At 56.7% G+C, this 13313-nt stretch carries 16 protein-coding genes; 1 reads left to right on the forward strand and 15 read right to left on the reverse strand.

Translation table 11 applies throughout. The features are described from left to right. The first annotated feature begins 1 nt into the window (after position 1). Positions 2-838, forward strand: a complete 837-nt coding sequence (locus AC097N_RS11980; protein ID WP_479581252.1) for a MinD/ParA family protein — start codon at positions 2-4, stop codon at positions 836-838. An 11-nt stretch (positions 839-849) separates the two neighbouring features. On the opposite strand, the gene AC097N_RS11985 is transcribed toward AC097N_RS11980, so the two are convergent. The 15 genes from AC097N_RS11985 to AC097N_RS12055 all read right to left on the reverse strand — a co-directional run bounded on the left by AC097N_RS11985 (position 850) and on the right by AC097N_RS12055 (position 13312). Continuing rightward, positions 850-1692: a DUF429 domain-containing protein gene (locus AC097N_RS11985; protein ID WP_479581253.1), complete on the reverse strand. Its 843-nt coding sequence runs from the start codon at positions 1690-1692 to the stop codon at positions 850-852. Between the two features lie 63 nt (positions 1693-1755). Then, positions 1756-2178, reverse strand: a complete 423-nt coding sequence (locus AC097N_RS11990; RefSeq protein WP_479581254.1) for a BLUF domain-containing protein — start codon at positions 2176-2178, stop codon at positions 1756-1758. Between the two features lie 2 nt (positions 2179-2180). Continuing rightward, a complete protein-coding gene (gene folE / locus AC097N_RS11995) occupies positions 2181-2906 on the reverse strand; it encodes a GTP cyclohydrolase I (RefSeq protein WP_479581255.1) in 726 nt (241 codons plus the stop codon). Between the two features lie 78 nt (positions 2907-2984). Continuing rightward, positions 2985-4199, reverse strand: coding sequence for a cardiolipin synthase ClsB (gene clsB / locus AC097N_RS12000; protein WP_479581256.1), 1215 nt, complete (start codon positions 4197-4199; stop codon positions 2985-2987). An 11-nt stretch (positions 4200-4210) separates the two neighbouring features. Then, a complete protein-coding gene (locus AC097N_RS12005) occupies positions 4211-4945 on the reverse strand; it encodes an endonuclease/exonuclease/phosphatase family protein (protein ID WP_479581257.1) in 735 nt (244 codons plus the stop codon). Then, positions 4942-5421: a dihydroneopterin triphosphate diphosphatase gene (gene nudB / locus AC097N_RS12010; protein WP_479581258.1), complete on the reverse strand. Its 480-nt coding sequence runs from the start codon at positions 5419-5421 to the stop codon at positions 4942-4944. Before nudB ends, AC097N_RS12005 begins: the two co-directional genes overlap by 4 nt. A gap of 58 nt (positions 5422-5479) precedes the next feature. Continuing rightward, positions 5480-7294, reverse strand: coding sequence for an aspartate--tRNA ligase (aspS, locus tag AC097N_RS12015; protein WP_479581259.1), 1815 nt, complete (start codon positions 7292-7294; stop codon positions 5480-5482). A gap of 61 nt (positions 7295-7355) precedes the next feature. Then, entirely contained in the window at positions 7356-7991 is a 636-nt protein-coding gene (locus AC097N_RS12020; RefSeq protein ID WP_479581411.1) for a DUF502 domain-containing protein, read from the reverse strand. 36 nt (positions 7992-8027) lie between these two features. Next, complete coding sequence (locus AC097N_RS12025) at positions 8028-8375, reverse strand: FmdB family zinc ribbon protein (RefSeq protein ID WP_479581260.1); 348 nt, start codon at positions 8373-8375, stop codon at positions 8028-8030. Between the two features lie 83 nt (positions 8376-8458). Further along, positions 8459-10024 carry a ubiquinone biosynthesis regulatory protein kinase UbiB gene (ubiB, locus tag AC097N_RS12030; protein WP_479581261.1) on the reverse strand — a complete coding sequence of 522 codons (1566 nt, stop codon included), beginning with the start codon at positions 10022-10024 and terminating at the stop codon, positions 8459-8461. Next, entirely contained in the window at positions 10021-10572 is a 552-nt protein-coding gene (locus AC097N_RS12035) for a hypothetical protein (protein WP_479581262.1), read from the reverse strand. The genes ubiB and AC097N_RS12035 overlap by 4 nt, the downstream gene beginning before the upstream one ends. Positions 10573-10649: 77 nt before the next feature. Then, positions 10650-11630, reverse strand: coding sequence for a Tim44 domain-containing protein (locus AC097N_RS12040; RefSeq protein ID WP_479581263.1), 981 nt, complete (start codon positions 11628-11630; stop codon positions 10650-10652). A 52-nt stretch (positions 11631-11682) separates the two neighbouring features. Next, positions 11683-12414: a bifunctional demethylmenaquinone methyltransferase/2-methoxy-6-polyprenyl-1,4-benzoquinol methylase UbiE gene (ubiE, locus tag AC097N_RS12045; protein ID WP_479581264.1), complete on the reverse strand. Its 732-nt coding sequence runs from the start codon at positions 12412-12414 to the stop codon at positions 11683-11685. A gap of 9 nt (positions 12415-12423) precedes the next feature. Continuing rightward, a complete protein-coding gene (locus AC097N_RS12050; protein ID WP_479581265.1) occupies positions 12424-12837 on the reverse strand; it encodes a gamma-butyrobetaine hydroxylase family protein in 414 nt (137 codons plus the stop codon). Between the two features lie 31 nt (positions 12838-12868). Then, positions 12869-13312, reverse strand: a complete 444-nt coding sequence (locus AC097N_RS12055) for an HIT family protein (RefSeq protein ID WP_479581266.1) — start codon at positions 13310-13312, stop codon at positions 12869-12871. Position 13313 lies beyond the last annotated feature (1 nt).

Genomic DNA, 13313 nt, shown 5'->3' on the forward strand with positions numbered 1-13313 from the left:
AATGAGCGATGTCCTGAATCCTTCACAAGACAATGAGGCACCCGCGGTGGTGCCTCTCAAGCCAATTGGAAAGGTGGTGGCGGTCACCAGCGGCAAAGGCGGCGTTGGCAAAACGTTCGTCTCTGCCAACCTGGCAGCGGCTTTGGCCAAACGCGGACACCGTGTACTGGTGCTTGACGCAGACCTGGGCCTGGCCAACCTGGACGTGGTGCTCAACCTCTACCCGAAGATCACGCTGCATGATGTGTTCACCGGGAAAGCCACCATCGAAGAAGCCATTGTCCGTGCGCCAGGTGGATTTTCCGTCCTGCTGGCGGGTTCAGGCATGGTGGAGTACTCGCGCCTGACACCCGAAGTCCGGGACGATTTTCTGCGCATCATCAGTGGGCTCATGCCGCATTACGACATTGTGTTGCTTGACACAGGCGCTGGCATTTCTGATGTCGTTCTTTTCGCAGTGTCGCTAGCCTCCGAGGTGTTGGTGGTGGCCACGCCGGAACCGACATCGCTGACGGACGCCTATGCAACGATCAAGGTCCTCTTGGGCCAACAGAAGCGCCAGAATATTCGCATGGTCATCAACCAGACGGCTCGACTCGGTGACGGCCGCGCCATCACAACACAGCTACAGCAGGTGCTCGACCGTTTTGTGCCCAGCGAAGCAGGCAAACCCGTGCGCCTGATTCATATGGGTGATATCCCGTCCGATCCGTCTGTGCGCCAGGCCATCATGCGACGCCAGTTGTTGATGCAATCGATGCCTGGTTGCCCCGCAGCTCTGGCGATTTCCCAATTAGCGGGAAAACTCGAAGAAACCGTCATCAAACGGCTGAACTGAAAAGCTGGCCGTCAGGCCGTGACAATCCAGCCTTCCAGCGGATCCATGCTATCGGGCAAGCCGTAGCGTGCCGCGCCCTGCGCATGTCGGGACAATGCCCACGCGGCCTGCATCAGGCACAACACAGCATCGAGCGAATCGCCACTGGCATCGTCGGCCAACACATCGCGCTGGGCATGTGTCAGCTTGAGCCGCAGGCCCAGTCGGGTTTGGCCATGTTCCAGCCCCGTGATCAAGTCTTTTCGGGCGATCAATCGCTCGGGAGTCTGGCGGGCTTTATCGTCACTCTTGTAACTGCGGGTGCCCAACAACTCTCTGGCCAGCAAGCCAGGATAGGCCTCCAGTGCCACACGATGCGCTTGGCCGTCGGCATTTTGGTCCTGCATATCGCCAACGTGCAGCCCAGGCAGGTGTACGCCCGCCCGGAGCAGGAGCGGCACGCCCGCATGCAGCATATAAGCCACAGGCGGGTTCACCCATTTCATGGAAGGGCTGGAACCGGCTGGAACGTCGGTTGCGCGGTGGGCAAACTTGCCCCCCACGGGTCGACTGTTGCAAAAAGCAGCAAAGGTGGCACGAATCTGCGCGCGGCTCAAAGACGCGTAGTGCTGGATCAAGTCTTCCCACTGAGTTGGCCAACCCAGTGTTTCAACCAACTCGCGGGGAAGACCAAAAGGCAGGTCAAACCCGCCAACCCACGACGCGGGTTGCTGCAGCCATCGCAAAAAGGCATCCAACGAATCCAGACGCTCGATTTTTGATACCTGGACACGCCCTGATGCAACGTGACCTGACGCAACCACAATGGGTTTTTTTCGCGAAGGGCTGCTGGAAAAGTCGCAACCAACAAGCATGCGGGCAGACTGCAGATCTACTTGCGGCGTGCCGCCGCGGTTGACCGGATCAATCGTAAAGCCTCAAGCGCGGCCGATGATGCTGGCGGTGGCCATCAGCTCTTCAAGCAAGGCCAGGGACACTTTGCCCGACACCGAGTACGGGTCCAGCACGGGTTTTTCGGCGTACTTGAGCAGTATGGAAGCATTGATCTTGGACATGTTGACCTGACCCATGGTCCAGCCACCAAAGCGGCGTTCAGAAATTTCTTCGTAATGTAGAAGAACGACCTCCTTGTGACGAGGGTCCTTCTGAATATGGCCGTAAAGGTCGCTCACAGCCATGCGCCCACCTTCGATCGCCTGCAAAAAAATACCACCGCCGTAGCAAAGAATGCCGGTAATGCCGCACTCCGGGTTGTGTTGCCGGGACTGAAGCAAGATCGCATCGATCGCATCAGGAGAGGTGTCGATGGCACGACTGGCATAAAGCAAACGAACCAACATGATCAGCCTTTCTTGGGAATCAGCGACAAAAACTCACGGCGCAAGTTGGGGTCCTTCAGAAAACTACCGCGCATCACGGAGTTGATCATCTTGCTGTCCATGTCCTTGACACCACGCCAGCCCATACAGAAATGGCTGGCCTCCATCACGATGGCCAAGCCGTCGGGTTGCGTTTTTTGCTGAATCAAATCGGCAAGCTGAACCACCGCCTCTTCCTGGATCTGGGGACGGCCCATGACCCATTCGGCCAAGCGTGCGTATTTTGACAAACCGATCACATTGGTGTGCTCATTGGGTAGCACGCCAATCCAGATTTGACCAATAACCGGGCACAGATGGTGACTGCAGGCACTGCGCACAGTAATGGGCCCAACAATCATCAGCTCATTGAGGTGCTCCGCATTGGGAAACTCCGTAATGGGCGGAGCCGGAACGTAGCGTCCCCGAAACACTTCATTCAAATACATCTTGGCTACCCGACGCGCCGTCTTGTCGGTGTTGTGATCGCGGTCGGTGTCAATCACCAGGCTGCTGAGTACGCCCTGCATCTTGCTCTCGACCTCGTCCAGCAAGCTTTCCAATTCACCAGGATGAATGAAATCCGCAATATTGTCATTGGCATTGAAACGCTTGCGCGCCGCCATGATTCGCTCCCGGATTTTCACGGATACGGGAATCCCTTCGTCGGCATCGCTTGCGGTCATGGTACTTTGGCTTTTCATTAACATGGAAGAATGTTACCAGCGTTTCAATTGTAGGGTTTTTAGGCTGAACCCCACGTCAATTGGGCGCTAGCAGCTATTAAATTAATAGCGTTTTCCATTCAGGAACAACAAACCACGCATCACACCGAAGGCCATCCGGTCCAAAAAACGCTGACGCCAGGGACGATGGGCATAAGTCTGTGAATCGACGCGAACTCCGCCGTGTTCCATCGCCTGTTCCAGTCGCTGGCGCAGGTTCTGGGCAAAGGCCACATCATCGACCACGACATTGGCTTCACGTGCCAACAGCAGGCTCAAAGGGTCCAGGTTGGACGATCCCACGGTTGCCCAGTGCCTGTCGATGACGGCTACTTTGGCATGCAAAAAACTCACCGAGTATTCATGAATTTCCACACCAGCTGCCAGCAAGGCGCCATATACCGGCCTGGCCGCATGGAACTGCATGAAGTACTCATAACGCCCTTGTAGCAGCAAACGGACCCGCACCCCCCGCTTGGCGGCGTGAATGAGTCCTTTGCGCAGCTTTCCACCCGGAAGAAAATAGGCATTCGCGATGATGATCTCATCAGTGGCTGCACCGATCGCCTTGCGATAGGCTCGCTCAATTTTTGAACGATTCAGCAGGTTGTCACGCAGCACGAGGTCAGCGTGGGTGCTGGGGATCGGGGGGGCAACTTCAGTTTTGCTCTCCGAACGAAACTTCAGGGCCAGCGTCACGGCCTCCTGCAACGCAAGCCAGGCAGCCTGAAAATCGCTGCGCCGCACGGTCCGCGCCGCTTGCAGTCGCCACCAGAACTGCACCGTGGTCTCATGCACCTCCCGCACAAGGGGCCCCGTGACCCGCACGGCAAAGTCAAACCGGGGAGACTCCAGCGCCCCGTGATTGGGATCATAAAAGTCGTCCAGCACGTTAATGCCACCGCAAAATGCGACCGAACCATCGACCACACACAGCTTGCGGTGCATACGCCGCCAGCGGCTGGGAATAAAAACACCGAGCCGGCCCAAGGGTAAAAAAATGCGCCACGCCACGCCTGCGGAATTGAACCGATGGGCCCACGCCTCAGGCAAGCTCGGTGTGCCCACACCATCCAGCACCAGGTAGACCGACACCCCCCGCGCCGCTGCACGTTCAAGCGCGGCAGCAACCACCTCGCCTGACGCATCGAAACAAAAAATGTAAGTTTCCATGCGCACTTCATAGACGCTGAGATCAATGGCTTGCACCAAGGACTGAAAAAACTCTTTTCCGCCCTGCAGCAGCTGGACTTGATGACCAGATCGGAGTGGTGACATCAAACAGCCATTCAGTCCGCGAGACTGAATTCGGCAATCAAGGGCAAGTGGTCTGACATACGCCACCAGATTCGGCCACGGGGCACATGCACACCCAAGGGCGTCAAGCCTCTTGCGTAGACGTAATCAAGTTGGACAAGTGGCAAACGGGCCGGGAACGTGGCTTGGCGGGCCCCCTGAAAAGCCCGCAGGTTAACCGTGGCCAAGGTGCGCTCCACCAAGGCGCCCCAATCATTGAAATCACCAGCGACCAGCAACGGCTCGGTCGAGGGAATCTCACGCTCAATAAAGCGCTGCAATTGCGCTACCTGGCGCGCGCGGCTGGCCCGAATCAAGCCCAGATGAACCACCACCACGTGCACCATCCGCCCATAGACCAGCACCTCGGCATGAAGGAGGCCCCGCTGTTCGAACCGATGATCCGAAATATCCTCATGCTGGTGCGCGACCACTGGCCAACGTGACAGGATGGCGTTGCCATGTTCCCCGTGCTTGGTAAAGGCATTGGTCCGGTAGACCGCCTCGTACCCCTCGGGTGCCAGGAAGTCTGCCTGGGACATCTCTGGCCAGCGGGTGAAATGCTCCTCCTCGCGTCGATGCGTCTTGCGGACTTCCTGTAAACACACAATGTCCGCATCCAACTGCTCCACCGCGTGGCCCAGGTTGTGAATCTCCAGCCTGCGCTGCGGGCCAACGCCCTGAACGCCTTTGTGGATGTTGTAGGTGGCAACGCGGACTGTGTTCATGCAGGCACCTTTGAGACGGATAATTTTGGCAGCATCAGGCAAGCTTCCGCATTGGAGGGCGAAAAACAGGCCTCAGCAGCTTCCACATATGGCAACCACTGGTAGGCCGTGTGTTCCCGAGGACTCAATAGCACCGGCATGGCATGGGGAACCCGCAGGCCAAACAAATGCTCGGTATTGCGCGTCACCCCCGGCGCGTACCGGTGCCGCCAGCGCGGATAGATCTCATAGACATTTTCCATGTGCCAGTCAAACAAGCTGTCTTGCAAGGTGCTGCCAGGGCGGCAGTCGATACCGGTTTCCTCAAATACCTCGCGCCTCGCGGTCTCTTCAAAAGACTCTTGCGCAGCGTCCTTGCTACCGGTCACCGATTGCCAGAAGTCGTCGGCATCCGCTCTTTTGATCAGCAAGACATCCAGCGCCGGGGTGTAGATCACGACCAGAACAGATTCGGGGATTTTGAAAGTTGTGGGCATAAAAAAAGGACGCCAATGTGGCGTCCTTTCATTCTGCCTGAACCCTTGTTCAGGTTGATCAAACCGGTTTGGTCAGCTCGGCAGGCCGCAACCTGATGTGCAATTCACGCAACTGCTTTTCGTCCACCGTGCTGGGCGCCTTGGTCAACAGGCACTGGGCACGCTGGGTTTTGGGGAACGCAATCACGTCACGAATAGACTCGGCGCCGGTCATGAGCGTCACGATACGGTCCAGGCCAAATGCCAGACCACCATGCGGTGGAGCACCGTATTGCAGCGCATCCAAGAGAAAGCCGAACTTGTCCTGCGCTTCTTCGGGGGTGATCTTCAAGGCATCAAACACTTTTTGCTGAACATCGGCACGATGGATACGAACAGAGCCGCCGCCCATTTCCCAACCGTTAAGCACCATGTCGTAGCCCTGGGAAATACATTTCTCCGGCGCTGTGACCATCCAGTCTTCGTGACCTTCTTTGGGCGCCGTGAAGGGGTGGTGCACTGCGGTGTAGCGTTGCGACTCCTCGTCGAACTCGAACATTGGGAAGTCAACCACCCACATCGGACGCCAGGCCTTCTCGAACAAGCCGTTGTTTTTACCGAACTCGCTGTGCCCGATCTTGATGCGCAGAGCACCAATCGCATCATTGACGATCTTTCCTTTGTCGGCACCGAAGAAAATCAGATCGCCGTCCTGGGCACCGGTACGGGCCAGCACCTCGGCAATCGCCTTGTCATGAATGTTTTTGACGATCGGGGACTGCAAGCCATCACGACCTTTCGACAAATCATTGACCTTGATATAGGCCAAGCCCTTGGCACCGTAGATCTTGACGAACTCGGTATAAGCATCAATCTCACCACGGCTCAATCCACCGGTTTCGCGCGCACCACCCGGGATGCGAAGGCCCACGACACGACCGCCCTTCATGGTGGCAGCACCCGCGAACACCTTGAAGTCGACATCCGTCATGACGTCGGTCAACTCAGTGAATTCCAGCTTGACGCGCAGGTCCGGCTTGTCCGAGCCGTAACGGTGCGCAGCTTCCTGGAACGTCATGACGGGGAATTCACCCAGATCCACGCCCAGGGTGTTTTTGAACACCGTGGTGATCATGCCCTGGAACATGTCACGAATATCCTGCTCGCTCAGGAACGAGGTTTCGATATCAATCTGTGTGAACTCAGGCTGTCGATCCGCCCGCAGGTCTTCATCACGAAAGCATTTGGTGATCTGGTAGTAGCGGTCATAACCGGCCACCATCAACAGCTGCTTGAACAACTGGGGACTCTGTGGCAGGGCGAAAAAGTGGCCCTCGTGGACACGGCTAGGCACCAGATAGTCGCGAGCACCTTCGGGCGTCGACTTGCCCAGCATGGGCGTTTCGATGTCAATGAAGCCATTGGCATCCAGAAACTTGCGCACTTCCATGGACACGCGGTAACGCAGCATCAGGTTGTTTTGCATGTAAGGGCGGCGCAGGTCAAGCACACGATGGGTCAGGCGCGTTGTTTCGCTCAGGTTTTCATCGTCTAGCTGAAAAGGTGGCGTGACCGAAGGGTTGAGCACGGTCAACTCATGGCACAGCACCTCGATCTTGCCGCTCTTGAGGTTGTCGTTGGTGGTACCTTCAGGGCGGGCGCGCACTAGGCCTTTGATCTGGATACAAAACTCATTGCGAATGCCTTCAGCCGTCTTGAACATCTCCGCACGATCAGGATCACACACCACCTGAACGTAACCTTCACGGTCACGAACGTCGACAAAAATCACGCCACCGTGGTCGCGGCGACGGTTCACCCAGCCACAAAGAGTCACGGTTTGGCCCAGCAGGGCATCGGTCACGAGACCGCAATAGTGGGAACGCATCGCCATAAACAGCTTTCAAAGCCCGCCCGAAAAGGCGGCACAGGTTATCAAAAATTCAGGAAGAGGCTTACTTGCCAGACAAATTGACGGACGCCGTGGGCGCCACAGAGCCCATGGAAATGACGTAAGTCAGGGCCTCATCAACACTCATGTTGAGCTCAATCACTTCCGCGCGCGGCAAAATCAGGAAAAAACCGCTGGTGGGGTTGGGCGTGGTGGGCACATAGACGCTCACCATGTCGGCACCCAAATGGGTAGCAACCTCGCCGCCGGGTGTGCCGGTCTGAAAGGCAATGGTCCAAACGCCCGCCCGAGGATACTGAACCAGCATCGCGGTACGAAAAGCGTTGCCATTGCTGGAAAAAAGGGTGTCCGACACCTTTTTCACGCTGTTGTAGATCGACTTGAATACGGGAATGTGGGTAAACAACCTGTCCCACTGCTTGAACCACCAGCGCCCGGCCACATTGCTGACCAGCGCACCGGTAATCAACAGGGCAGAAAAAACGAGCACGACACCCAAGCCGGGAATGTGACGCAACTGTTCAATACTGACACCGGTAGCATCCGATGTCACCGCAGAGAGCCCCGTCAGCAAGCCGCCAAATACAGCGTCAAGAATGCCCACCAACCACAACAATACCCAGATGGTGATGGCCAAGGGCAACCAGACCAACAGGCCTGTGAGTAAATACTTTTTTATCGGCACAAGGAATTCCAGGGTTGCAGAAAAATGCAGTTAATGGCAGGCACAGGAGCCGCCGCATCCGCTTGAAGCCGATGGCGCCGACGAGTCCGTTTTTGTAGCCGAACTATCGCTGGGCTTGGCACTGTCAGCGCTCTTGGACTCTGTCCCCTTGGAGGCTGAGTCAGAACTGGGTGGCGGCGTGGACGTCGCCGGGGTTCCGCCCTTGAAATCAGTGGCATACCAACCTGACCCCTTCAGCTGAAAGCCGGCGGCTGTCAGCTGTTTTTTGAAAGCGGATGCACCGCAGCTTGGACAGTCGCTCAGTGGAGCGTCTGACATTTTTTGCAACACGTCCTTGGCAAACCCGCAGGACTCGCATTTATAGGCATAAATTGGCATGGCAATATGGCTCGGATTTCAAGTAGCAAAGCTTTCAATTATAAGGCGTCAGCACCTCATGCCTTATCCAAACAAAAAAGCACCTAAAACACCCGAACTCGCACAATCAACTGCATGGCCAGCAAACCCAGCACAAAGCCCACGCCACCATACAAGAGCGCTTGCAACAAACGATTGGTGCGCTTTTGTTCCGCCAGGAGCTCATCCAGAGCCTTTCGCTCATGCGTTTTGCTGTTCTTGAGAAAGTCAAACAACAAACGAGGCAATTCGGGAATCAGCTTGGCATACATGGGTGCCTCGTTACGCAACTGGTCCACCAGCTTTTTCGGGCCCAGCTGGTCAACCATCCACTTCTCAAGGAAAGGTTTGGCGGTATTCCAGAGGTCAAGCTCCGGGTCCAGTTGCCGTCCCAGTCCTTCAATATTGAGCAATGTCTTTTGCAACAGCACCAGTTGCGGCTGAATTTCAACCTGAAAGCGGCGGGAGGTCTGAAAAAGCCGCATCAATACCAGCCCCAGGGAAATCTCCTTCAATGGGCGGTCGAAATAGGGCTCACACACGGAGCGAATCGCAGATTCCAGTTCATCAACACGGGTGGATGCCGGCACCCAACCTGATTCAATGTGCAATTCGGCCACCCGTTTGTAGTCGCGCCTGAAAAAAGCCGTGAAATTTTGGGCCAAATACTCTTTATCGGTCTCGGTCAAGGTGCCGACAATGCCGAAATCAAGCGAAATGTACCGACCAAAGGTGGCGGGATCGATGCTGACCTGAATATTGCCAGGATGCATATCACCATGAAAAAACCCATCCCGGAACACCTGCGTGAAGAATATCGTGACGCCGTCGCGCGCCAGTTTGGCAATATCCACACCCGCAGCACGCAGGCGCTCGACCTGACTGATCGGAATGCCGTTCATGCGCTCCATCACCATGACGTCGGTCATGCAGTAATCCCAGAACATTTCGGGAATCAGCACCAGATCCAGACCCGCCATATTGCGGCGCAGTTGTGCCGCGCTCGACGCTTCGCGCACCAGGTCCAGTTCGTCGTGCAGGTACTTGTCAAATTCGGCAACGACTTCGCGCGGCTTGAGACGTTTTCCATCGGCTGAAAACCCCTCCACCCAACCCGCCATCATTTTCATGAGGCTCAGGTCTTTTTCGATCACGGAAAGCATGCCGGGCCGCAAGACCTTGACCGCCACATCCCTGGGCTTTCCATCGCGACCTTGAATGACCGCGAAATGCACCTGCGCAATCGAGGCGCTTGCAATCGGCTCCCGGTCAAAGGACACAAAGATGTCGTCCACTTTTTTATTGAAAGAGCGCTCGATCGTCGCAATGGCCACGTCGCTGCCAAATGGCGGCACACGGTCCTGCAGACGCGCCAATTCATCCGCAATATCGACGGGCATCAGATCGCGTCGGGTCGACAACACCTGCCCAAACTTGACAAAAATTGGCCCCAGACGCTCCAGCGCCTCACGAATTCTTTGACCCCGAGGTGCATCAAGGTTGCGCCCCACGGAGACGACGCGCGCAATGACCCGCAACCAGGGCTTTTGGAAACTCGTCAGGAAAAGCTCGTCCAACCCGTAACGCAGCATCACCCAGACGATGAAGATGCCTCGAAACAAGCGGGTCATGCCTGCATCTTCTCGGGAACGATCGCCGGACTTGTTGCCAGAAACTGGCGCAAGGCCTGGGCCATGCCACGAACGGCCTGGCCCAGGGCATGTGACGGGGCATCACCGATCACGCGGGACAAGTCTTCTTCCAGATCCCAGCGGACGTGATCAGCCAGCCAGTTCAACTCTGCAGCCAGTTGCACATCACCTTCGATGCGAACAGCGGGTTTATCACCCCGCAAAACGGCCTGGACCAGCGCGAAAGGCGATTCTTCCGTGACGGAAAGCAGCAGATCGGCCTTCGCCGCCATCGGTGCGCGGTCGAGCAGCCCCGCCGGAGTCGCTATCAGCTTGAGCGAGAAGCTGCGCCACTGCATGTGCACGACCTGGCCTTTTTTTCGCGCCAGCCGGTTGGTGGCCTCGTTCTCCTGCATCAACACATGATTGAGCAGCAAAACGATGCGGCGTTGCGCCTCATCAACGGCCCAGACAGGCGGCTGAAAATTGGGAAGGGGAAGGTTCTGAAGCAGACCTTCGAGCAATGAAAAAGGGGACTGTGTTGCCATAGTCCCCGATTATTCCCTGAATAAGGGCGAATTGCTCCGAAGGTGGTCATGGCGGGGTCCCCACCATGACGATTTGCCTATTGCAGGGCTTGGACGCCTGCAACCAGCCAACCACTGTTGCCGCTCTTGGTCTTGGTCATGTTCCACACTTCACGGAAAGGACTCGGACCTGCTGACGGCTCTTCGCGGATCATGCCGGAAAACTCGACGCTGGCCATATAGGACTCACCCAGGTCTTCGATTCCCAGCAACTGCGCCTCAATCATCACGACGTCGGTCAAATTGACCGGCCCACCAGTGTGCGCCTCACGTTCAGCCAACTGGGATTGAATTTCTTTAAGCATGGTGTCCGTCATCATCACGCGCAAAGCATTGATATCCGACTTGTCCCAAGCCGCTTGCAAGGACACGAAATTGGCTTTGGCCGATTTCAGGAAGCCCTCGGTGTCAAAGCCGACAGGAACGCCCCAGTTCTGGGAGCCCGTCAACCCAGATCCAATCATGGAGCCTGTCGAAGAGGAATCACCCTTGATGCTTTCGAACGCCGAACCGCTTCGCTCCCACGGGCGAGCGGATGCATCGTTACCCACATTTTCTGGTCGGTAAGTGGCTGGCGTCTTGGCCGAGCTGGCAGGCGATGCGCCCTGAAACGCAAATGGTGAATTACCCGCATTGCCACCGGCTTGAGCCGCCGCGCGCGACCGCTTGAACCAGCCATACGCCATCATGATTCCCAACGCCAGCAGTCCGAACATCAGAATTTGACCGAAGCCCTCACCCATGCCAAGCGAGCTTGCCAGCCAAGCGAGACCCAAACCTGCGGCCAACCCACCCAACATGGCACCCCACGGGCGCTTGGGAGCTGCTGCAGCAGGTGCTGCGGCAACCGGAGGTTTCGCTGCCGCGTTAGTGGCACCTTGAGCAGGCGGGGCCTGTCGCTGTGTGACGTTGTTCGACTGTTGGCCAAACGACTTGCCGCCGCCCATGCGCCGTGCGGCTTCGGCATTGAAGCCTGCCAACAACATAAATACTGCCAATAACAATGACCAGATTTTCATGATGACTCCTAATATCTTTACTAAATAGTGATTAGCTTTTAAATCACAAGCTTCAACACTTGATACCGACATGCAAGGCTACCAGTCCGCCCGTCAGGTTGTGGTAGTCCACATGGCCAAAGCCACTATTTTTCATGAGGGTTTTGAGTTCCTCCTGGCTGGGATGCATGCGAATGGACTCGGCGAGATAGCGATAACTGGAGTCGTCACCCGCCACCAACTGCCCCAATTTCGGCAAAACCTTGAAAGAGTACCAATCGTAGACCTTCTCCAGGGGCGCCGCCACCTTGGAAAACTCCAGCACCAGCAATTTGCCACCAGGTTTGGTCACCCGATTCATCTCCGCCAGCGCCACGTCTTTATGGGTCATGTTGCGCAAGCCAAAGGCCACACTCACGACGTCGAAATGATTGTCGGGAAAAGGCAGCTTCTCGGCGTCGCACACCATCGTTGGCAAAGCAACACCCATGTCCAGCAAGCGATTGCGGCCCGTGCGCAGCATGGCCTCGTTGATGTCCGTGTGGACAACCTGGCCACTTTTACCGACTTTTTTGGAAAAAGCCAGTGCAAGGTCACCCGTACCGCCAGCGATGTCCAACACCTGATAACCCTCACGGATATTGGCCACCATCACGGTGAACGCCTTCCATGCCCGATGAAGCCCCATCGACATCAGGTCGTTCATCAGGTCGTATTTCGGTGCGACGGAGTCAAACACCCCGCGTACATGTTTTGCTTTTTCGGCTTCTTCTACCGATTGATAACCAAAATGGGTTGTTGTCATGATGAGGTCCTAATGGCTGGCACAACCGTGCCCGGCTTTCTCGGGCATGGGCGCATCGCGCTCGACGCCAGCGGCGGCCAGGCGGGCCGTGTACTCGGCCCACAAACTCTCTTGCTGGGAACCGAGAAAATACAGGTAATCCCACGAGAAGATACCCGTGTCGTGTCCGTCGGTGAATGAGGGCTGAACGGCGTAGTTACCCACGGCCTCCAGACCGGCCAGGCCGACATCACGTTTGCCGCTTTGCAACACCTCCTGGCCCGGACCATGACCCTGGACTTCAGCCGAAGGGGAGTAGACACGCATCAACTCGAAGGGTATGCGGAATTCGGCACCATCAGAAAAAGTGATCTCCAGCACCTTGGACTGGCTGTGCACTGTGATGGACTGGGGCGTTGGGGCGCCTGATTTCAAACCGGCCATGGTAATCACCTGCTAAAAAAAAATGAAGATCTCAAGAAGTCGGGGCCAAGGCAGACAGCCCGCCCCGGATCGCCTGATCCACGACAGCCAGCTTGGCGTCCACCTCAGCGAGTGCCACCGCGTCAATCGGGCGCAATGCAGCACACCACACAGGCGACGGAAAGTGGCTGTCCCACTCAAACCGCGCTATCACATGCCAGTGCACATGCGGCACCATGTTGCCCAAAGCAGCGAGGTTGATCTTGGTGGGCTGCAAGTGCTCGCGCAACGCCGCTTCCACCACGTTCACCACCGCCATGCACAGGGCGCGGTCATCCGGACTCAAATCGGAGAACTCGGCCACATGCCGGGCCCAGACCACCCGATAGAAAGCAGGAAATCCGGCCTCCGCGGCCCGAATCACCCGGTATTTGTCAGCCTGAAAAACCAGCGCGCCACCATCGGCAGCGCACAAAGGGCATTCAACAGGGGTCATG

The sequence above is a fragment of the Rhodoferax sp. LS1R11 genome (genome assembly GCF_056521395.1).